At 58.0% G+C, this 20,446-nt stretch carries 17 protein-coding genes, 1 tRNA gene and 1 pseudogene; 3 read left to right on the top strand and 16 right to left on the bottom strand.

What is annotated here, in order from left to right; genetic code table 11:
• Together E5J99_RS19495 and E5J99_RS19490 are read left to right on the top strand one after the other, a co-directional pair.
• A pseudogene (locus E5J99_RS19495) lies at nt 1-103 on the top strand (IS1595-like element ISPlba4 family transposase); the annotation flags it as partial.
• 64 nt (nt 104-167) lie between these two features.
• On the top strand, nt 168-797 hold the full coding sequence (locus tag E5J99_RS19490; RefSeq protein WP_135499485.1) for an antitoxin Xre-like helix-turn-helix domain-containing protein: 630 nt from the start codon (nt 168-170) through the stop codon (nt 795-797).
• Nucleotides 798-911: 114 nt separating this feature from the next.
• Here E5J99_RS19490 and bshB1 read toward each other — a convergent pair whose 3' ends face one another.
• The 8 genes from bshB1 to E5J99_RS19450 all read right to left on the bottom strand — a co-directional run bounded on the left by bshB1 (nt 912) and on the right by E5J99_RS19450 (nt 9,906).
• Complete coding sequence (gene bshB1, locus E5J99_RS19485) at nt 912-1,631, bottom strand: bacillithiol biosynthesis deacetylase BshB1 (protein WP_135499484.1); 720 nt, start codon at nt 1,629-1,631, stop codon at nt 912-914.
• A gap of 169 nt (nt 1,632-1,800) precedes the next feature.
• On the bottom strand, nt 1,801-2,916 hold the full coding sequence (locus tag E5J99_RS19480) for a M23 family metallopeptidase (protein ID WP_245319123.1): 1,116 nt from the start codon (nt 2,914-2,916) through the stop codon (nt 1,801-1,803).
• 127 nt (nt 2,917-3,043) lie between these two features.
• Complete coding sequence (trxB, locus tag E5J99_RS19475; protein ID WP_135499483.1) at nt 3,044-3,988, bottom strand: thioredoxin-disulfide reductase; 945 nt, start codon at nt 3,986-3,988, stop codon at nt 3,044-3,046.
• Between the two features lie 172 nt (nt 3,989-4,160).
• Nucleotides 4,161-5,024 carry a sigma-70 family RNA polymerase sigma factor gene (locus tag E5J99_RS19470; RefSeq protein WP_073111364.1) on the bottom strand — a complete coding sequence of 288 codons (864 nt, stop codon included), beginning with the start codon at nt 5,022-5,024 and terminating at the stop codon, nt 4,161-4,163.
• Nucleotides 5,025-5,141: 117 nt separating this feature from the next.
• On the bottom strand, nt 5,142-7,307 hold the full coding sequence (gene pnp, locus E5J99_RS19465) for a polyribonucleotide nucleotidyltransferase (RefSeq protein WP_135499482.1): 2,166 nt from the start codon (nt 7,305-7,307) through the stop codon (nt 5,142-5,144).
• A 189-nt stretch (nt 7,308-7,496) separates the two neighbouring features.
• Nucleotides 7,497-7,772 carry a 30S ribosomal protein S15 gene (rpsO, locus tag E5J99_RS19460; RefSeq protein ID WP_135499481.1) on the bottom strand — a complete coding sequence of 92 codons (276 nt, stop codon included), beginning with the start codon at nt 7,770-7,772 and terminating at the stop codon, nt 7,497-7,499.
• 173 nt (nt 7,773-7,945) lie between these two features.
• Nucleotides 7,946-9,379, bottom strand: coding sequence for an LptF/LptG family permease (locus E5J99_RS19455; RefSeq protein ID WP_135499480.1), 1,434 nt, complete (start codon nt 9,377-9,379; stop codon nt 7,946-7,948).
• Nucleotides 9,380-9,492: 113 nt separating this feature from the next.
• Complete coding sequence (locus tag E5J99_RS19450; RefSeq protein ID WP_135499479.1) at nt 9,493-9,906, bottom strand: START-like domain-containing protein; 414 nt, start codon at nt 9,904-9,906, stop codon at nt 9,493-9,495.
• A gap of 139 nt (nt 9,907-10,045) precedes the next feature.
• Here E5J99_RS19450 and E5J99_RS19445 point away from each other — a divergent pair.
• Nucleotides 10,046-10,119 (top strand) — tRNA-Met (locus tag E5J99_RS19445).
• Nucleotides 10,120-10,439: 320 nt separating this feature from the next.
• On the opposite strand, the gene rplT is transcribed toward E5J99_RS19445, so the two are convergent.
• The 8 genes from rplT to E5J99_RS19400 all read right to left on the bottom strand — a co-directional run bounded on the left by rplT (nt 10,440) and on the right by E5J99_RS19400 (nt 20,333).
• Entirely contained in the window at nt 10,440-10,784 is a 345-nt protein-coding gene (gene rplT, locus E5J99_RS19435) for a 50S ribosomal protein L20 (RefSeq protein ID WP_135499478.1), read from the bottom strand.
• A gap of 90 nt (nt 10,785-10,874) precedes the next feature.
• Nucleotides 10,875-11,069, bottom strand: a complete 195-nt coding sequence (gene rpmI, locus E5J99_RS19430; RefSeq protein ID WP_135499477.1) for a 50S ribosomal protein L35 — start codon at nt 11,067-11,069, stop codon at nt 10,875-10,877.
• A gap of 38 nt (nt 11,070-11,107) precedes the next feature.
• Nucleotides 11,108-11,746: a translation initiation factor IF-3 gene (infC, locus tag E5J99_RS19425; RefSeq protein WP_245319125.1), complete on the bottom strand. Its 639-nt coding sequence runs from the start codon at nt 11,744-11,746 to the stop codon at nt 11,108-11,110.
• Between the two features lie 311 nt (nt 11,747-12,057).
• A complete protein-coding gene (gene thrS / locus E5J99_RS19420; RefSeq protein WP_135499476.1) occupies nt 12,058-14,001 on the bottom strand; it encodes a threonine--tRNA ligase in 1,944 nt (647 codons plus the stop codon).
• A 220-nt stretch (nt 14,002-14,221) separates the two neighbouring features.
• Nucleotides 14,222-15,349, bottom strand: coding sequence for a tetratricopeptide repeat protein (locus tag E5J99_RS19415; RefSeq protein WP_135499475.1), 1,128 nt, complete (start codon nt 15,347-15,349; stop codon nt 14,222-14,224).
• Between the two features lie 61 nt (nt 15,350-15,410).
• Entirely contained in the window at nt 15,411-16,232 is an 822-nt protein-coding gene (locus E5J99_RS19410) for a tetratricopeptide repeat protein (RefSeq protein WP_167852243.1), read from the bottom strand.
• Nucleotides 16,233-16,578: 346 nt separating this feature from the next.
• A complete protein-coding gene (locus E5J99_RS19405) occupies nt 16,579-19,551 on the bottom strand; it encodes a DNA gyrase/topoisomerase IV subunit A (RefSeq protein WP_245319122.1) in 2,973 nt (990 codons plus the stop codon).
• 458 nt (nt 19,552-20,009) lie between these two features.
• Nucleotides 20,010-20,333, bottom strand: coding sequence for a hypothetical protein (locus tag E5J99_RS19400; protein ID WP_135499473.1), 324 nt, complete (start codon nt 20,331-20,333; stop codon nt 20,010-20,012).
• Nucleotides 20,334-20,446: the final 113 nt, after the last annotated feature.

The following is a 20,446-nucleotide window of genomic DNA, read 5'->3' as shown; positions in this document are numbered from 1 at the left end:
CACATTTATCTTGCATCTGAAAGAATGTGAATTTCGCTTCAACCACCGCTACGAAAACGTGTATAAAGTCTTACTCAAAGAACTTCGCCAACGGCCCCTCTAAGCTCGATGTGCTTCCTAAGCCCCTCTATTTTTATATTTTCCGAAATAGATTATACACAAGCCCTATGCCCCGTCGCGCTCGAAGTAGGAATACACTGGTTTTTCGGGTGCGAGCCTGGTTTGGGCTGCAACAGGATGAGCTGGCCCTGTACCTGGGTGTGAGCAAGGCGACGGTGCAGGCAATGGAGAGTCAGCGCTTCCGCATCGGGCCGGCAGTGAGCGAACCACTGTTTTTGCTGCTGGCCCAGCTGCCCCCGGCGGTTCCGGCCACCGCCGAAACGATGGCTATGCCGCTGCCGCTGCCCCCTACCGAGCTGCCGCCCGACTCTGCTGCCCCCGAGGCTGCCGAGCTTGATTTTCGCCGCCGCGTGTGCCTCTACCAGGCCGTTGGCCTGCAAGCCCAGGCCGATAAGCTCGCGCTGCAAGCCGCCATACAGGTGCGCTGGGCGCAGGCCCTGCCCGCGCTGCTGGCCGCTTACCCCGCCCCCACCGAAGCTGCCCTGGCCGCCGACCCCGACGCGGGGGGGCACCATACCTGGCTCATCGGCTGGCTGACCCGGCACGCCCGCCTCCTGCCCACGGCCGACATCACCCGCTGGCACCTGTTGCAGGCCCGCCTGGCCGCCCGCCGGGCCGAAGCCGCATCCCTGGCCGCCGCCTTAGCTGCCGACACGCCGCACGACTTGCCCCACTAGACAGCTTTTCGCCAACGCCAAAACAGCCGCCCCGATACCATCGGAGCGGCTGTTTTGGCGTTGGCGGGAGGCCGTAGCCCGCACGGGGTAGTGCGCGCGCCTGTGCGCCGAGGCTTAAAGCAGGGTCGTGATATCGCGCACGCCCAGGGGCCGCTCGCGGGTGAAGCCTTCCCCAAACTCGACGCCGATGATGTGGCCGAACTCGCGGGCGCGGGCTTCCATAAACCGGGTGAAGACCGGCGTGGAAAGGTAGGTGACCGGCTCGGTGCTCTCGGCGTCGAAAAACTGGGTTTTGTAGGCCTGAATGGATTCCCACTTCTTGGGCCAAAACCCGGAGATATCGACCACGAAATCGGGGGCAATCTGGCGGTCCTGGATGTAGTGGTACACGGTGCGGGGCCGCCACGGGGCCTGGGGCTGGCCGTCGGCGTCGAAGGTTTCAATCATGCGCAGGCCGCTCAGAAAGCAGGCTTCGGAGGCCAGCTGGGAGCCGCGGCCGTGGTCGGGGTGCCGGTCGTGGATGGCGTTGCAGAGAACCACGTCGGGCTGGTAGCGGCGCAGGGCCGCAATCAGGGGCAGCTGGTGCTCCCGGTCGTTGCGGAAGAAGCCGTCGGGCAGGCCCAGGTTTTCGCGGGCGCTCAGGCCCAGGATGCGGCTGGCCGCTTCGGCTTCGGCGGCGCGGGTGGCCGGGGTGCCCCGCGTGCCGAGCTCCCCCCGCGTGAAGTCCACGATGCCGACTTTCTTGCCCGCAGCGGCAGCGGCCAGCAACGTACCGGCCGCTGACATTTCCACATCATCGGGGTGGGCGCCAAAGGCCAGAATATCGAGTTTCATGGGTAGCGGGAAGTAAAGCTGTTGGTTGCAAAAAAGAAACTGTCATCCTGAGCACAGCGAAGGACCTTAGCACGCTGCAACAGGTCGTTGCTACGATTGTCGGGCTACCGTGATAGGGTCCTTCGCTGTGTTCAGGATGACAGCTGTACAAAAATCATCGGGCTCTGCCCTACTTGATTCGCAGGGTCTTGCCGGGGCGCAGGGTTTTCACGTTGCCGTTCAGCCGCCGTAGCTGGGCCTGCGACACGCCGTATTTCTGCGCTACTTCCGAAAGCGTGTCGCCGCTCCGGATGCGGTGCGTGACCATGCGGCGGGCCGCAGAAGCCGCGCTGGCACTCCGCTGCTTGGCCACAGCTTTGGCCCGCAGGGCTTTGCTGTAGTACTCAAACAGGGCCGACGTAATCTGGAAGTTGTCCTTGAGCAGCTTGTAGTCGGGGAAGTCGTACATGCGCTCCGGGTCGATGGGGTTGCCCTCGTAGCGCACCTCAAAGTGCAGGTGAGAGCCCGTGCTGCGACCCGTGCTGCCCCCCCGCCCAATGAGCTGCCCGGCTTTCACGAAGGTGCCGGGCGCGACCAAAGCCTTGCTCAAATGACCATAGAGTGTTTCCACACCGTTGTAGTGGCGCACCAGCAGGTAGTTGCCGTAGCCGCCGCCGTCCCACTTCGAAATGCGCACCACGCCATCGAAAGCGGCCCGCACCGAGTCGCCGGTGTCCAGGTCCAGATCGACGCCATAGTGCCAGCGGTAGCCCCGGAAACCGAAGTCCGACGTGAGCGGAGTCGTGCGCAGGGGCATGCGGGCGAAGCGCTGCTTGGTAGGCTCTACGAGCTGCAGATTCAGCGTATCGCGCAACCGGCGGCCATCTACCCGGTAGGGGTTGATGTTGCGTGTGTCCCAGATGGAATAGTACCCGGCTACCTTAATCCAGGAGCTGTCGATGAGCACTTCCTCGGTCATCTCCACGATTTGCGGTTCGCCTTCGTCGAGGGTAGTGGTATCCTCGCTGACGATGGAGAGCTTCTTGGCCGGGTTAAAGAAGATTGACTTAGCCTCGTCCGAGTTGTCGTCGGGCAAGTCTTTGGTTTCAATCAGAATCGTGGTATCGGGCCGGACGTACTGGATTTTGGGCGACTTAATCCGGAAGAAATCCTTCCGCTTACCCGCCGAGCCCGCCTTGGCCTTGGGCTCGGGCACCTTCCGGCGCTGTGCCTGCCCCTGCCCCGGTGCCAGCATCAGCAGCACCAGCAGCCACGGGGCCAGCCAGTAGTTCACAAATTTCAACAAAGGCAAAAAGGTGAGATGGTGAAGGTATGAACGGGCAGGATGGAGAAAGGCTGCACAGTGCATCTGCTGGCGCGTGTACGCGCCAGCAGATGCACTGCCTACCCTTCTCCCGCCGCCCCGTTCAGCCCTAATGAACTCCCAGCGCGGCCAGGTAGCGCTCAGCATCCAGGGCGGCCATGCAGCCCGAGCCGGCCGCCGTCACGGCTTGCCGGTAGGTGTAGTCCTGCACGTCGCCGCAGGCAAAGACACCATCGACGTTCGTTTTGGCCGAGCCGGGAATAGTTTTCAGGTAGCCCTGCTCGTCGTGGTGCAGGTAGGGATGGAATATCTTGGAGTTGGGCTCGTGCCCGATGGCCACGAAAAAGCCTTCAACGGCCAGTTCGCGCGTTTCGTGCGTCAGCAGGTTTTTCACCCGCACGCCATCCACGGCATGCTCCCCCAGAATTTCATCGGTAGCCGTATTCCAGAGCACTTCGATCTTGGGATTATCGACCACGCGCTTCTGCATGATTTTCGAAGCGCGCATTTCCCCTTTGCGCACCAGCATGTACACTTTGTTGCAGAGGTTGGCCAAATACGTGGCTTCTTCCGCCGCCGTGTCGCCCGCGCCCACAATGGCCACGTCCTTGCCCCGGTAGAAGAACCCGTCGCACACGGCGCAGGCCGATACGCCCGAGCCGTTCAGCCGCGCCTCCGACTCAATACCAAGCCATTTGGCCGAAGCTCCGGTAGCAATAATCACCGCATCGGCCGTCAGCTGCTTGCTTTCGTCAATCGTGACTTTGTGCGGATGACTGGAAAAGTCAACCGCCGTAGCCAGACCGTAGCGAATATCGGTGCCGAAGCGCTCCGCTTGCTTTTTGAGATCTTCCATCATTTCCGGCCCCATCACGCCATCGGGGTAACCGGGGAAGTTCTCCACGTCGTTGGTAATCGTGAGCTGGCCGCCGGGCTGCAGGCCCTGGTACATCACGGGCTTCATATTGGCCCGCGCCGCATATATAGCTGCCGTGTAGCCCGCTGGTCCCGAGCCGATAATGAGACACTTAACGTGTTCGGTAGTATTGTCCATGAGTATGGTAAAGGCGATTTGAAGAACAAAAGTACGCTTCGCCGCGGCTTTTCACTCCACGGGCGCTCACATTGAGTACCACGTAGGCAAAATCAGACTGCCGGGCTGGCGCTACTACAAAGAAAAACCCCAACGGGGCGCTGGGGTTTTTCTTTTCGGATAAGTAAAAGACTTATCCTAGGTAAGGTTTCAAAGCCTTGCTGCGCGAGGTGTGGCGCAGGCGGCGAATAGCCTTTTCCTTGATCTGGCGCACCCGCTCGCGGGTGAGGTTAAACTTCTCGCCAATTTCTTCCAGGGTCAGGGAATGCTCCCCGTTCAGGCCGAAATACAGCGTAATCACGTCGGCCTCGCGCTTGGTGAGCGTGCTCAGGGCACGCTGCACTTCCTTGCGGAGCGAGTCGTTCATCAGGCCCGTGTCGGGGCTCTCCTCGTCCTCGTTTTCGAGCACGTCGAGCAGACGGTTTTCTTCACCCTGCACGAACGGCGCATCTACCGACACGTGACGGCCCGAAATTTTCAGGGTGTCTACGACCTCTGATGTCGTCAGCTCCAGCACTTCGGCAATTTCTTCGGGCGAGGGCTCCCGCTCAAACTTCTGCTCCAGCTCGGAAAATGACTTGGAAATTTTGTTCAACGAGCCCACGCGGTTCAGGGGCAAACGCACAATGCGCGACTGCTCGGCCAAAGCCTGCAGAATCGACTGGCGAATCCACCATACGGCGTAGGAAATGAATTTGAAACCGCGGGTTTCGTCAAAGCGCTTGGCCGCTTTAATCAAGCCCAGGTTGCCCTCGTTGATCAAGTCGCCCAACGACAAACCCTGGTTCTGGTATTGCTTAGCCACCGACACCACGAAGCGTAGGTTGGCTTTCGTTAGCTTTTCCAGCGCTTGCTGGTCGCCTTCTCGAATGCGTTGCGCCAGCGTTACCTCCTCATCGGGGGTTAGCAAATCTACCTTGCCAATTTCCTGGAGGTACTTATCCAGCGACTGGCTTTCGCGGTTGGTGATTTGCTTGCTGATCTTTAGCTGTCTCATTGCGGGCGCGGAAGTATTGTATTTCTGAAAGTATTAAACATCGTGAACCCGTTACGGGTACCGGCTGATTGTGACCAACATGCCGGTACCCGCGAAAGTTCTACTGCAGGAAAATGGTTATTCCTGCGCCTCCCCGTTGCTATTGGCTGCACGCTCGGGCTTGGGCAGCAACACCTTGCGCGACAAGCGGTACTTGCCCGTTTTCTTGTCGATGTCAAGCAGCTTCACATCGATTTCCTGCCCTACTTCCAGCACGCCTTCCAGCGTCGAGAGCCGGTCGTGCGATACTTCGGAAATGTGGAGCAGGCCATCTTTGCCCGGCATGATTTCCACGAACGCGCCGTAGGGCTGGATGCTGCGCACCTTGCCTTTGTAGGTCTCGCCCACTTCCGGCGTGGCCGCAATGGCGCGGATCCGGTCAATGGCCGCCTGCATGTCTTCCTGGTTGGAAGCGTAGATGCTCACGTGGCCTTTCTCGTCCTTCTCCTCGATGATGACCGTGGCGTTGGTGTCCTTCTGGATCTGCTGGATAACCTTGCCGCCGGGCCCGATCACCGCGCCGATGTACTCCTTGTCGATGAGCATCTTGTGCGAACGAGGAGTATGAGGCTTCAGCTCGGCCGCCGTTTCGTGGATGGTCTTAGCCATCTCGCGCAGAATGTGCAGCCGGCCCTCGCGGGCCTGGTGCAGGGCGGCGGTCATGATTTCGCTGCTCAGGCCCTGGATTTTGATGTCCATCTGGCAAGCCACGATACCTTTCTCGGTGCCGGTTACTTTGAAGTCCATGTCGCCGAGGTGGTCCTCGTCGCCGAGAATGTCGCTTAGCACGGCGTATTCGCCGGTTTCCTTGTCCTGCACGAGGCCCATGGCGATGCCCGAAACGGCGGCGCGCACTTTAATGCCCGCGTCCATCAAAGCCATCGAAGCGGCGCACACGGTAGCCATCGACGACGAGCCGTTCGACTCCAAGATGTCCGACACGATGCGGATGGTGTAGGGGTTTTCGTCGTCGGAAGGCAATACCTTCTTCAACGAGCGCATGGCCAGGTTGCCGTGGCCGATTTCCCGGCGGCCGGGGCCGCGGTTGGGCTTCACCTCGCCGGTCGAGAAGGCCGGGAAGTTGTAGTGCAGCATGAACTTGCTGTAGCCCGAAGTCATGGCCGTGTCGATGATCTGCTCATCGAGCTTGGTGCCGAGGGCTACGGTGGTCAGCGACTGGGTTTCGCCGCGGGTGAACAAAGCCGAGCCGTGGGCGCCGGGCAGGTAGTTCACCTCGCTCCAGATCGAGCGAATCTGGGTCAGGGCGCGGCCGTCGAGGCGGGTACGCTCCTTGATCATCATGTCGCGGATACCTTTCTTCTCGGCTGAAGCGTAGTAGCGGCCGAACATTTTCATGTCCAGCTCCGGGTTTTCCTCCAGCAGTTGAGCCAGCAGAGGCTTCTTGATAGCGCCGAAAGCTTCCTTGCGGCCGGCCTTGCTGGTGTTGCCCGACTTAGCGACGTCGTAGGCACCCTGGTGCACGGCCTGCATGATCTGTTGCTTCAGCGCGTCATTCTCTTCGTACTTCGGATACTCGCGCTTCACGTGGGATTTCTCCACTTCGGCAGCTAACTCCTGCTGCACGCGGACTTGCTCTTTGATGGCAATGTGAGCGAAGGCAATGGCTTCCACCATCTCCTCTTCGCTCACTTCGTTCATCTCGCCTTCCACCATGGCTACCGAGTCAGCGGTAGCACCGACGATCAGGTCGATGTCGGCGCGGGCCAGGTCGGCGGTCAGCGGATTGATCTGCAGCTTGCCGTCGATGCGGGCTACGCGAACCTCGGAAATCGGGCCGGCGAAAGGAATGTCCGAAATCGACAGGGCGGCCGAAGCGGCCAGGGCAGCCAAGGCGTCGGGCTGCACGGTCTTATCGGCCGAAATCAGCGTTATCATCACCTGCACCTCGTAGTGATAGTCCTTGGGGAACATCGGGCGCAGGATGCGGTCTACAATGCGGCACACCAGGATTTCGTAGTCCGACAGGCGGCCTTCGCGGCGCTGGAACGAACCGGGAATGTTACCGGCACCACCAAATTTCTCCTGGTAGTCAACCGACAGCGGCAGAAAGTCTACGTCGCCGCGGGAACTGGGCTGCGACACGACCGTAGCGAGCAGCATCGCGTCGCCGAGGCGCACGACGACGGCACCGTCGGCGAATTTGGCCAGCTTGCCGGTTTCCAGGGTAATCTGCCGACCGTCGGGCAGGGTAATGCTTTTGGTAATAGCGTTGTAATTGGGCATCTTCTCAGTTTGCTTGAAAAAGCGACAGCGGGCGAGCAGCCGTAAAAACGAGGACCGGCAGCGGTCGGCGTTTTGCTCTGGGTAAGCGGTAAAAGGCAGATAACCAGCTGGTGTTCGTTGAGTACCAGTCAGGCCAAAAAAAGAGCAGGGAACCTTCGTTAAAAGGCTCCCTGCTCCACAAGGGCGAGGTTACTTACGGATACCCAGCTCTTTGATAATTGCGCGGTAGCGGTTGATTTCGCGGTGCTGCAGGTAATCCAACAGACGACGACGCTTACCAACGAGCTTCAACAGGCCCAAACGGGTCGAGAAGTCTTTTTTGTTCACCTTCAAGTGCTCAGTCAGGTGAGTGATGCGGTGCGTGAACAAGGCAATTTGCGATTCAGCCGAACCTGTGTCGGTTGAGGTCTTAGCGAGGCTATTCTTTTCGAAGATAGACTGCTTAATTTCGGTAGTGAGTTTCATCGGCAGATAGGTCGCCCCGTCTTTGATTAAAATATGAAAAGAAAAATACCCCGCACCTCGGGGTGGCCGCAAAGGTATGGCTTTTATTGGCTTTTGGCAATCCGTTCTTGTAGCCTTTCCTTAGCTGGCTCAGCATCAGAGCTCAACGTTAACCTTACAGGTAAGCAACGAGGCTACACGGCCCGCTTATAGCCCCGGAGAGGCCATTTGAGCTTGCGGAACAGCCGGCCGAAGAAATCCGTGTCCAGCAGACCGGAGTCGCGACGGGCTTGGTTCAGGAAGAAAATACCCACTGGCAGTAGCAGCACTGTGGCCATCCAAACCCCCGAGGCGGCGGGCATCACTCCTTCCCGGCCATACTTCTCGCCGATGATGGACAGCACGTAATAGATGATAAAAAAGACGATGGAAATTAATACTGGCACGCCCAAGCCGCCTTTTTTGATAATAGCACCTAGCGGAGCCCCAATCAGGAACATGAGCAACACCGCTACCGACTGGGTATACTTCTTGTATATTTCGATGCGGTAGTTCCCAGTTTCCTTAGCCAAGTTGCTCATGTGCTCGGAGGTACTGCCAACGTAGGTGCGCAGGTTCCGGACCCGGTTTTCAGCCTGATCTACCAGAGTGGTGTTGAGCACCGGAAGCTTGGCAGTCGATACCTGCCAGCCCTCCACGCGCCGGTTCAGCGCCCGGCCAGTAGTATCAAGCCGCAGATACACGTAATAGGGATTCAACTGACGGGGGAAGAGCTGGCGTTCTACGACCAGCTTGTCGTGCAGCGAGTCGGTGAACTGCTGGAGCTGAGGGATGTTTTTCATCATCTTGTTCTCCGCAAACAGCTTTTTGTCCGTCAAATCCAGATTGAACGAGGACAAGGAAAACGTAATCAGGTTGCGGTCGAAGCCCTGCCGGATGAAGCTGGCCCCGGCCCGGTCGCGCGAGTCGGGCTGCTCGACGTAGGTGCGGCCATGGAAGAGCTCCAGCGCCAGATAGTCGCCGCCAAAACGGGTGAACATGCGGCCGGAATCGGCCAGGATAACGGTAGAATTGCCCCGACCGTTAGTATGGTCATAAATCATGACTCCCTTGAGCAGGTCGCCATTTTCGCCTTCCTTCTGGTTTACCTTGATCGTATAGCCCGGCAAACCATTGTAGAACACACCCTCTTTGATATCCAACGCTAGCTTCTGCTGGCGCACATCCCACAGCAAGCTGAACGTTTCCAGATTAGCGCTGGGCACGATGCTGTTGTTGAACCAGAAAGCCATGCCCGCCAATGCCACGCTCAGCAGAAACACTGGCCGCAGAATACGAGTCAGGGAAATGCCGGAGCTTTTAATAGCCGTCAACTCGTGGTGCTCACCCAGATTGCCGTAGGTCATCAGCGACGACAAGAGCACGGCCAACGGCAAAGCGGTGGGGATGGTGATGACGCTGAAAAAGAAAATCAGCTTGGTAATCACCTGCCAGCCCAGGTCCTTGCCTATCAAATCATCCATGTACTTGAGCATGGTGACCATGAGCAGAATAAACTGCACGACGGCGAAGGTGAGCAGAAACGGCCCGGCAAAGGCCTGTAGAATGAGCTTATCGAGTTTCTTCATGAGCGGTACTCCTGCTGGCCAGCACCGAAGCGCGGCTGGCCAGCAGAAAGTAAAAGATCAACGAAGATACGGTCCGTTTTACTCTTCTACCCGCAACTTTATTTCGGAGCAGCTTAGCCCCCAACCAGCTCGCGCAGCTTCAGAATGAGGCTTTCCCACATCTCCTGCAGCTCCACGTCATCGGTTTCTTCGGAGTAGTCCATCACTCGCAGATACACTTCCTGGGTCAGCTGTGATTCTTCGAGGCTAAAATCCAGGTAGTTGGCGTCGGGCGTATTGCGCTTGTTTTGGTCCAGAAACACAAACCGAACCGACCGATTGGTACGGTGGGAGGTCATTTCAGCGTAGTGCGGCTGGTTGTCCCAGATAAAGTTGTAGCGATGATCTTCATCGATGCGCACATCCTGGCAGAACCATTGCGACAATCCGGAGGCTGAGGCTAAGTAAGGATAGAGGATTTTAGGAGAGGCGTTTACGGGCAGTTCGACCGTAAAGCGGTGCTTGGAACGAGTAGCAGAAAGCGGCATAAGCGGAGCAAAACTAGAAAAAGGGAGAGGACCCCATTCGGTAATCAGCAATGGGTTCAGCCAATATACACGGCTTTTTTTTTACATAGGGCTTGCGTCGGTCGAAATCTTGTCGTTACCTTTGCGGCACCAAAAACCCGGCGGGGTAGCTCAGTTGGTTAGAGCACAGGATTCATAACCCTGAGGTCACGAGTTCAACTCTCGTCCCCGCTACACAAAAAATCCCTTGACTAGCTGTCAAGGGATTTTTATTTTTAAGCCTAATTTAGAACTGCCTACTGGCTCCAACTGCGCCGTATTTCACGGTCTGCGTTATCGACCCGAAAAACGCAGCCTCGCTATGGGTAGCGACCAAATGCGGATACCAGTTGGTGGAGCAGACCACTTGTAAGGGGAAGCCTGTTTTTCTGTTAGTCCGGCCACAGTAGCAGGACCTCTATAAGTCGGCAGGAGGGCATAAAAAAGGCCCGCAACCAATTCTGGATGCGGGCTTTTTTGCTAAACAGCGTAGCAGGTATACCTGAGCGGGCTCTTTATTTAATTTTCTCCACGATGCCTTTGAAAGCAGCGGGGTGATTCAGGGCGAGGTCGGCCAGAACTTTACGGTTCAGTTCGATACCAGCCTTTTTCAGACCACCCATCAACTGCGAATACGACAGACCATGCTCACGGGCACCAGCGTTGATGCGCTGAATCCAGAGGGCGCGGAACTCGCGCTTCTTGGTTTTCCGGTCGCGGTAGGCATAGAGAAGACCCTTCTCAACGGCGTTCTTGGCAACGGTCCATACGTTCTTGCGACGGCCGAAATAGCCTTTCGCCAGACGCATTACTTTTTTACGGCGGTGGCGCGAGGCCACGTGGTTTACACTTCTTGGCATAACCTACTCTTTTTTGGCGGCCGGTGACTATTCATTAAAGTCTTCGAGACCGGACACCGGGTTGAAATTTACTTAAGCTACAAACCGAACTTAGATGTTCAGCATGTCCTTCACGCGGTTCATGTCCGCTGAGCTTACCAAGGTGATGTGCGTCAGATTACGCTTTTGCTTGGTCGACTTCTTCGTGAGGATGTGGCTTTTGAAGGCGTGCTTCCGCTTCACCTTGCCCGAGCCGGTGAGCGTAAAACGCTTCTTAGCACCGGATTTCGTCTTTACTTTTGGCATTGTGGTATGAATTGAGAAAAAAGAAAATGCGGGTTGGGCTATTCCTGAACCTCTTTAGGCTGCGCTTCCTTTGGGGCCGGCGCACCTTCCTTAGCAGCAGGTGCTACAGGCTTGGGCTTGGCAACCGAGGGAGCGACTTTGGGAGCCAGATACAGGAACATTCGTTTGCCTTCGAGCTTGGGCAACTGCTCCACCTTGGCCAGTTCTTCCAACGCCTGCGCAAACTTGAGCAGCAAAATTTCGCCACGCTCCTTGAATACGATAGAGCGACCCACGAAGTGTACGTACGCTTTAATCTTAGCACCTTCCTTCAGGAATTCCTGGGCGTGCTTCAGTTTAAAGGCGAAGTCGTGGTCGTCGGTATTAGGCCCGAAACGTATTTCCTTCAGGACCACTTTCGTAGCCTTGGCTTTCATTTCGCGGGTGCGTTTCTTCTGCTCGTACTTGAATTTTGAGTAGTCGATAACACGGCACACCGGCGGAGTAGCAGTGGGCGAAATCTCGACCAGGTCAAGGTTTTGCTCCTGGGCCATCCGACGGGCCTGCTCAATTGAATAGATGCCTTGCTCGACGTTTTCGCCGACCAGACGTATTTCCCGGGCCGTAATCTTCTGATTGATTTTGAACGGCTCCTCTACCTGAGCGCGGGGAATGTAGCGGCGATTGGGGGTTGCTATGAGTTGGTCCTCCTTCTGAAAGGTGAGCTGATTAACTTTTAAGCTGCTGAACACGGGCAAAACGGAAGCTTCGTCGGTTCAATCAGCGGGCGAATATCCGCCTTTTTTTCCAAACCCTCAAGAAAGACTATATAAAATTGTCTTTCCGGCCGTCAGTATTGGTCGAAACAGAGGCAGTGTATCCTTCGAATCAGGATGATTACGGTCCTTACATAAAGCCCTAACATCCGAAAAGATATTGGGGCTTTACGTGTCAAGAGTGAGTGGTCCGACCTCTGCACGGCGGGCTGTACGGCTTGCCGTGAGTGTGGCTATTTGACTGCCGTCATCTCAGCTACCTGTTCCTGAAAGCTGCGAATGAAGGCGTCTAAAGGCACGCTGCCGATGTCGCCTTCGCCGTGCTTGCGCACCGAGACTATACCGTTTTCCTGTTCCTTCTCTCCTACTATAAGCATATAGGGCACTTTCGACATTTCGGCGTCCCGGATTTTACGGCCGATTTTCTCGTCTCGGCTATCCAAGGAGCCGCGCATTTCGGCCTGCACCAGCTGGTCGTACACTTGCTGGGCATAGTCCTGGTATTTTTCCGAAATGGGCAGCACTGCGAACTGCTCGGGCGAGAGCCACAGGGGGAAGTTGCCGGCACAGTGCTCGATGAGCACTGCCACGAACCGCTCGAGGGAGCCAAACGGGGCACGATGCAGCATCACGGGGCGCTGGCGGGAGTTATCGGGGGCTACGTACTCCAGCTCGAAGCGCTCGGGCAGATTGTAGTCGACCTGAATAGTACCGAGTTGCCACTTCCGACCCAAGGCATCACGCACCATGAAGTCGAGTTTGGGGCCGTAGAAGGCGGCCTCGCCCAACTCAGTTACCGTGCGCAGCCCTTTCTCGGCGGCGGCCTCCTGAATAGCCGTTTCGGCCAGCAGCCAGTTCTCATCGGAGCCGATGTACTTCGCCTTATTTTCGGGGTCGCGCAGGGAAATCTGGGCCGTATAGTCTTCAAAGCCCAGTGAGCTGAACACGTAGAGAACCAGGTCGATAACCTTGATAAACTCCTGCTTTACTTGATCTGGGCGACAGAAGATGTGGGCATCGTCCTGGGTGAAGCCGCGCACGCGCGTGAGGCCGTGCAGCTCCCCACTCTGCTCGTAACGGTACACCGTGCCGAACTCCGCCAGACGAATCGGCAGGTCGCGGTACGAGCGGGGCTTGGTCTTATAAATCTCGCAATGGTGCGGGCAGTTCATCGGCTTGAGGAAAAACTCCTCGCCGGGGTTGGGCGTCTTGATGGGCTGGAACGAGTCGGCACCGTACTTCTCGTAGTGGCCCGAGGTGACATACAACTCCTTGGAGCCGATATGGGGCGTAACCACTGGTAGATAGCCGGCTTTTACCTGCGCTTTGCGCATGAACTGCTCCAGGCGCTCGCGCAGGGCCGTGCCTTTCGGTAGCCACAAGGGCAGCCCCGCGCCTACTTTCTCCGAGAAAGCAAACAGCTCCAACTCCTTGCCCAGCTTGCGGTGGTCGCGACGCTTGGCTTCCTCCAGCTTTTCGAGATACTCGGTGAGTTCCTTGGCTTTGGGAAAAGTGATGCCATAAATGCGCGTGAGCTGCTTGTTCTTCTCATCGCCACGCCAGTAGGCACCGGCCACGTTGAGTAGCTTTACAGCCTTAATCGGCGAGGTATCAGGAATGTGTGGCCCCCGGCAGAGGTCGGTGAAACCGCCTTGCTGGTAAAAGGTGATAGTGCCATCGTCAAGACGCTCGAGCAAGTCGAGCTTATATTCGTCGCCCTTTTCGGTGAAGTAGGCAATAGCATCGGCTTTGCTCACCTCGCGGCGCTCGTAGCGGCTTTTATTTTTTGCTAACTCCAGAATTTTCTTCTCGATTTCAGGGAAATTATCCGTTGAAATCGTGCGGCCTTCGCCCAGGTCAATATCGTAATAGAAACCGTTTTCGATACTGGGGCCAATGCCCAGCTTAACGCCGGGATACAGAGCCTCCAGCGCTTCGGCCATGAGGTGAGCCGAAGAGTGCCAGAACGTGGCTTTGCCGGCGGTATCGTTCCAAGTTAGAATTTCGAGGTTGGCACTGTCGTCGAGGGAGCGGTTCAGGTCGCGAACCTCCCCGTTGACGCGAACGGCCAAGGCATTGCGGGCCAGGCCTTCACTGATGCTGGCGGCCACATCGTAGCCCGAAACGCCGGGCTCAAACTGGCGGACGGAACCGTCGGGAAGCGTGATATTGATCATGGGTAGAAAAGGAAAAGTAGCTATACAAACAGCGTTAGCTCGCAAGTTAGCAGCTTGGGGCGGTTTTTAGCGGCCCAGCGGATAATTGGTTCGCCACGGCGTGAGGGTCTGCAGCGCTTCCCAGGCAGCACCAATAGGGCGCAGCACTTGGCCAGCGACCAGCTCAGGCAGGATAACAGAGCAGTATCAGACACGCCCGCATCTACCCTACCAGTGGCCCTTAGTTGGTCAAGGCCGGCGTGACCCGCTGGGGGAGCGGTGCCAGTGGCTCTATCGCAGCCCGGCGGCGGAAGGTAGAATCAGGGCGGAGCCGGCGGGCTTGTTCGCCGGCTTTCCACACTTTATACGTCCAGTGCCGATTACCGGGGTTTTCGACTACTAGCAGGCGGTACTGGGCCAGGGCATCGGCCGCTCGTCCCTGGCTTTCGTAGCTTTCCGCCAGCATCTGTCGGGCATTGGGCAGACGCGGTGCCCGCCGCACAGCCCGCTGCAAGTGTGGTATGGCTGAGGCGTATTGCCGTTGCTTGAAAGCCGCCAAGGCTAAGCGGTAGTCGGCGCGGTAGAGGGTAGTGTCGAGGCGAATGGCCCGGTAATAGCAGCGCAGGGCGCTGTCAGGCTGGTTTTGCAGCTCGAACTGGCGGCCGTGGTCGTACCACAACAGACCGTAGGCAGGAGCCAGCTTGAGGCCCCGAGTAGTATAGACGAGGGCCTCGGCGGGGAGCCGGTAGGCATTCGACAAAAAAGCCAGCTGGTGCAGAGTTTCTGGCTGGCGCGGGTCGCGGGCAGTACTGGCCCGCAAGTACTGCAGGGCCTGGGCGGTATCGGCTAGGGCCAGGGAAGCAATGCCTTTGTAAAACAGCGCGCCGGCATGGTCGGGCTCCTGCTGCAGGGCGCGGTCAAGTTGGTCGATGGCATCCTGGTAATGGCGGGCCGCCAGCTGGGTTTCCCCCACCAGCAGGTTTAGCTCAGGCGACGAAAACCCGCGGCGGGAGGCTTCCTCGGCGGCTGCCAGCGTGGCCGACAAGCGGTTTTGGCTGCGCAGAGCCCGGGCTTTGGTAAAGTAAAACTCGCCCTGATCCTCATCGAGGTCGATGGCCTGATTGATATCCTGCAAGGCAGCAGCTACCTGGCCGGCATCGAGGCGAAAAGCGGCCCGACGGGCATAGAGGGAGGCATTGCGGGGCTGCCGAGCAATAGCTCCTTCCAGCTCCTGGGCTTGAATCTGGGGGCCGCTCTGCACCGTGGCCAAGTTGACCATGGTTTCGGTACGACTAGCCGGGGCGTCGTCGCAGGCGCTGAGCAACGTCGCGCTGAGCACACAACCCAGAAAGAGACGAATAAAAATCACGGCAAGCGGTGGGAAAGACAGCACTGGCACAAAGATACTCGGCGGCCGGTCAGGGCTGATGTTAAAGCGTGTTTTTGACTTTGCGGTGCAGCTGCTTGAGCATTCGTTTGTTGAGCTGCGTCAGCATCAGGCGACAGCGCCGGCTCATTTCCAGCTCCTCACTGGTAACGGGCGTGAGCTGCGTGGCTTCCTGCAGCACGTTGCTGGCCCGGGTGCGCTGGCCCTGATTGAGATGCACCCGCGCCAGATCGTAGCAGAACTGAATGCGCTTGGGCTCTAGCTCGTGGGCTTTCACCAGAGCCTCAATGGCTTTGGGGGTGCTGGCGCTACCAGGCATGCCGCCCAGCAACAACTGGCTGTAGGCGCGTTCCAACACGTTGTAATGATCGACGCGGTAGTGCCAGCGACCGAGCAGCTGCCAGGCGTCGGCCCATTTGGGAGCCCGCTCCACGGCCTTGAATACGTAGGGCTTCATTTCCTTATAGGCCACCAACCGGCCACGGGCGTTCAGCAGCGTGGCCTGGGTGGATAAGGCGAGGGCCTCAGCATAATTTGATTCGGCTCCTTCCGGTTTCACCACCAGAGCGCGGGTTGAATACAGACGGGCAGCGGCAAAATAAGCGGCTTTCCGCGTCTCATCGGTGTAGCGGGTGCCGATGTGGACGCTGAGCACCGCAGCCTGCCACAGCGCTTCGTAGTTGCCGGGAGCCTGCCCCAGTACCTGCTCATACTTAGCCAACGCCTCTGATTCCTTGTACTGCTTTTGCAACGCCCGGGCTTCGGCCAGCAGCTTACCAATATCGAAAGGGGCCGCTTCTGATGGTATCGGGTCTATGTTGGCCCCCACCGCCGCTGTAACAGGGCTGACTCCTGCGGCCAGCAATAGCCAGAGTAGCAGCCATTTTCTGAATAGGCAGGACGAGTGAGCGAACATCAATGAAAGCGAGACGAATACCAGTCGCAAAGCTGGACTGGGAACATTTTGCGCAATAACACAAAAAAAGCCCCAGCATTTCAACCTTGTCCTTACCCACATCTTTTCCAGCGGCTGCAATGAGGCTTTCACGCAGTGTCCCGCAGTGTTAAAGGTGTCCCGCCGTATTTTTGCTGAATGGCACTGCGAGACACGGCGCTCTACCCCTGCGGGACCCTGCGTGAAGCACATTCGGGCAAGCCCACCAAAGATGTGGGTAAGGACAAGGCATTTCAACCGGGGCTTTTTATTTCATTTAGAATAATCCCAGCTGGGCCTTTGGTCGGCGCAGCACCGCCTGGGCCCGTTCCACATCCTCACTGGTTACTTCCACCGGGCCGGTCAGTTCGGGCAGCGGGCCGGTTTCTTCCGGCGCTGCTGCCGCCGGGCGCGGAATGGTAGCGGGGCCTTTCCTGCGGGCTACCTCGCGCCGCTGGGGCTCGGGGCCTTCGTCGGTGAGCAGGTTCACGGCATGAATGCGGAAGTAGTTGAGCTTGTTGCCCATGGCCTTCCAGCCCTTTACATCGATGAACTCGGGGAGCAGCAGCTTCTCGGTTTCCTTGTCGGCCTTCTTGTCGCGCTGGAGCTTTACTTCCACCACCGGCTCGGCAAAGGCCGTAGCGGCCAGCAGCTTGGAGCCCTTGGTTTCGGAGATGAAGATGAAGCGCTTTTCCAGAGTACTGGTTTCAATCTTGAACCGCTTCACGTAATGCACCTTTGTGTCGCCTTCCGCATACACGGCGCTGAGCACGGTATCGGCCTCCAGCTTGCGCAGCAGCACAATGTTGGGCACGTCGAAGTGGTGGGCCGGGTCGGGCGACTTCAGCTCGTAGCTGCCGTCGCGGTACACCACCAGCACCGTATTGTCGGTGTCGAAGGTGCCCAGGTAGCGGCCGTGGCCGGCGGTGTTGAGGCGGCCCACCACGGCATCGAAAAATACTTCCCGGCCGCCCAGGGTGGAGTCGCCGAGGCTTTTCTGGGTGATTTTCTTGATCGGCTGCTTGGTCACGATGTTGCCCATCGAGCCCTTGCCCTTGATGGCCAGCTCGGCAAAGTCGAAGTCGAACTGCTTCACCCGGGCCGGGGCCTTGTCGGCAAGCTGCACGCTCACCAGCTCCGACTCCGAGTTAGGATTAGCCGTCAGGTAGAGCACTTTGGAGCTCTTGCCGCCCTTGGTCAGGTCGTACACTTTGTCGCGGGTGATGCCCGTGACGAGGAAGCGCTTGGCGTAGGCCACGCCCGAGGGGCCGTCCTGGTACATCATGTTGTACACCAGCCGGTCGTCGTTCTTGTTGTAGACGCCCACGTGCAGGATGTCCTTGCCCACGAAGGTCTTTTCCGAAATGCGCACTACCGTAAAGGAGCCGTCGCGGCGGATGGCGATGATGTCGTCGAGGTCGGAGCAGTCGCAGATGAACTCGTCCTTTTTGAGGCCGTAGCCCGCGAAGCCATCCTGGCGGTTCACGTAAAGCTTCTGATTGGCCACGGCCACCTTCTGGGCCGTTACCACGTCGAAGGTGCGGAGCTGGGTTTTGCGCTCCCGGTTCACGCCGTACTTTTTCAGCAGGTTCTCGAAGTAGTGAATGGCGTAGCGGGTGAGGTTGGCCAGGTGGTCGGCGACCTCGGCCAGCTCGGCTTCGAGCTTCTGAATGTACTCGTCGGCCTTGAAGCCGTCGAACTTGCTGATGCGCTTGATGCGGATTTCGGTCAGCCGCGTGAGGTCGTCCTCGGTGATGGCGCGGCGTAGTACGATGCGCTGGTCGTCGGCCTTCGCCTTTTGCCCATCAACGCGCACGAACTTGCCCAGCCCCTTCTCGATGGTTTCGAGAATGTCGGCCCAGGTTTCGCACTCCTCAATTTTGCGGTAGATGCGGTTTTCGATGAAGATCTTTTCCAGCGAGGCCGAGTGCCACTTTTCGTGCAGCTCGTCCTGCCTGATTTCCAGCTCCCGCTCCAGCAGGCGCACCGTTTTGCCGGTGCTCAGCTTCAGCATATCCTCCACGCCCACGAAGCGCGGCTTGTCCTCGATAATGACGCAAGTATTGGGCGAAATCGAGATTTCGCAGTCCGTGAAGGCGTATAGCGCGTCCATCGTGAGGTCGGGACTCACGCCGGTGGGCAGGTGAACCTGGATTTCCACGGCGGCGGCCGTGTTATCGACCACCTTCTTGATCTTGATTTTATTGGCTTCCGAGGCTTTCACGATGCTTTCCATCAGCGCCGTGGTGGTGGTGCCGTAGGGAATGTCGCGGATGACGAGCATGGTCTTGTCGGCCTTCTCGATGGTGGCCCGCAGGCGGATTTTGGCCCCGCGCTGCCCGCTGTTATAGTTGGTGACGTCGCAAAGGCCGCCGGTGCTGAAGTCGGGAAACAGCTGGATTTCCCGGCCCCGGAGCACGTCGATACTGGCCTTGCACAGCTCGCGGAAGTTGTGGGGCATGATCTTGGTGCTCAAACCCACGGCAATACCCTCCACGCCCTGGGCCAGCAGCAGCGGGAATTTCACCGGCAGCGTGGTCGGCTCGCGCTTGCGGCCGTCGTAGCTCATCTGCCAGTCGGTGATGTCGGGGTTGAAGATAACTTCGAGGGCAAACTTGCTCAGCCGCGCTTCGATGTAGCGCGGGGCGGCCGCGCCGTCGCCGGTGCGGATGTCGCCCCAGTTACCCTGGGTTTCGATCAGCAAATCCTTCTGGCCCAGGTTCACCATGGCGTCGCCGATGCTGGCGTCGCCGTGGGGGTGGTACTGCATGGTCTGGCCGATGACGTTGGCCACCTTGTTGAAGCGGCCGTCGTCCATCTCCTTCATGGCGTGCAGAATACGGCGCTGCACGGGCTTCAGACCGTCCTCGATGGCAGGCACGGCGCGCTCCAGAATCACGTAGGAGGCGTAGTCCAGAAACCAATTCTGGTACATACCGGCCACGGTGGCCACGTCGTGAATGGTTTCGCCGGGGGCAAACTTGGGCTCCTCCTCGGTTTCCTCGGTCACGGGCGTGGCTTCCGTCACGACCTCCACATCTTCTGATGATTCGGCCAAGGTCAGCTCGCCGGCATCGGGGGCATGGTGTTCGTGGTCGGCGGCAGTTGGTTGAGCGGGCGTAGTGGCGTCATCAAAGCTGAGGGTATCGCCGGCGCCAAATACAGCAGGCGTCGGCGTTTCATCTAAAGGAGCGTCAGGGTTGACCATAGGAAACAAGGGTTGGTCGGCGGGGGGAATGCGGGTGTTCATCAAAAGTACCGTTAGCGGCGCAGAACGCAATATTCTTAAGGGGCGGCAAGCGCATAAAGTTCCTAATTATATTAGTCAACTACAAGCCTGATGATAGATTTAGGAGTGCCAAACATTTTACCAGCGTCATCCATTGCCATATTTTTTACCCTTATACCTGCCAACTAAATTAGTAAAAAACCGCCTTCCACCCTATTCCTTCGTGGTACTTTACAACTATATATGAAAGCACTGTATCAACCATACAGCAGCCGTTCGCATAGCCGCCTACCCGCTGTGCCAACGGCTGTTTACCTCTTGCTATCCGCGCCACCCGCATGCTCTATTCCTACTAGACTGTGTGGGCAGGAAGTAGAATGCTCAACAGGAAGTTCTGGAAAGGAAAAACACTCCAGAAGCACTACTGGCCAGATAGCCTGGTTGATAAAACGCCAGGATGTAGCTCTACACCATTCCTCTCAGAACGTCAGCACCACATTCACGCCCACCTGCCCGCTGCGGAACACCTGACTATCGCCTACGCCGGAAATGGTGCCGTTGCGGCGGGCCCGCTCCATTTCGACCTCCAGGCTTAGGCTGCACTTGTTCAGCGGCAGCGAGTAGCCCACCCCACCCAGCAGCGTGCTGCCGATGGCGAACTGGTGACGGAAGGTTTTGGCCTCATCCTGGTAGTCGCGCTTGGCCGTGAGTTGGCCGGGGCCATAGCTGGCACGCAGATAAAATCCCTGGTTGAAGACGCGGCTTAGCGGGTAATACTTTGCGCTGATGTGACCTCCTCCCAAGAAACTGGTCCACGCTAAAGTAGAGAAATCAGGCCCTTGTTGTATCTTAAACCAAGAGACATGCGCCATGAAAAAGACGAAGTTTACCGAGGCCCAGATCGTGTTTGCCCTGC

It is taken from the genome of Hymenobacter elongatus (assembly GCF_004745955.1).
GTDB classification, from domain to species: Bacteria; Bacteroidota; Bacteroidia; order Cytophagales; family Hymenobacteraceae; genus Hymenobacter; species Hymenobacter elongatus.
Note: the sequence above shows the minus strand (reverse complement) of the source record. Positions and strands in the feature narration are given on the sequence as shown.

Bases quoted from the DNA above. Each gene is read 5' to 3' on its own strand.
- E5J99_RS19450 (WP_135499479.1), bottom strand. From the start codon at position 9,906: ATGCCGCTTTCTGCTACTCGTTCCAAGCACCGCTTTACGGTCGAACTG.
- E5J99_RS19455 (WP_135499480.1), bottom strand. From the start codon at position 9,379: ATGAAGAAACTCGATAAGCTCATTCTACAGGCCTTTGCCGGGCCGTTT.
- pnp (WP_135499482.1), bottom strand. From the start codon at position 7,307: ATGCCCAATTACAACGCTATTACCAAAAGCATTACCCTGCCCGACGGT.
- rpmI (WP_135499477.1), bottom strand. From the start codon at position 11,069: ATGCCAAAAGTAAAGACGAAATCCGGTGCTAAGAAGCGTTTTACGCTC.
- trxB (WP_135499483.1), bottom strand. From the start codon at position 3,988: ATGGACAATACTACCGAACACGTTAAGTGTCTCATTATCGGCTCGGGA.
- thrS (WP_135499476.1), bottom strand. From the start codon at position 14,001: ATGATCAATATCACGCTTCCCGACGGTTCCGTCCGCCAGTTTGAGCCC.
- bshB1 (WP_135499484.1), bottom strand. From the start codon at position 1,631: ATGAAACTCGATATTCTGGCCTTTGGCGCCCACCCCGATGATGTGGAA.
- E5J99_RS19470 (WP_073111364.1), bottom strand. From the start codon at position 5,024: ATGAGACAGCTAAAGATCAGCAAGCAAATCACCAACCGCGAAAGCCAG.
- E5J99_RS19405 (WP_245319122.1), bottom strand. From the start codon at position 19,551: ATGAACACCCGCATTCCCCCCGCCGACCAACCCTTGTTTCCTATGGTC.
- E5J99_RS19490 (WP_135499485.1), top strand. From the start codon at position 168: ATGCCCCGTCGCGCTCGAAGTAGGAATACACTGGTTTTTCGGGTGCGA.
- rplT (WP_135499478.1), bottom strand. From the start codon at position 10,784: ATGCCAAGAAGTGTAAACCACGTGGCCTCGCGCCACCGCCGTAAAAAA.
- rpsO (WP_135499481.1), bottom strand. From the start codon at position 7,772: ATGAAACTCACTACCGAAATTAAGCAGTCTATCTTCGAAAAGAATAGC.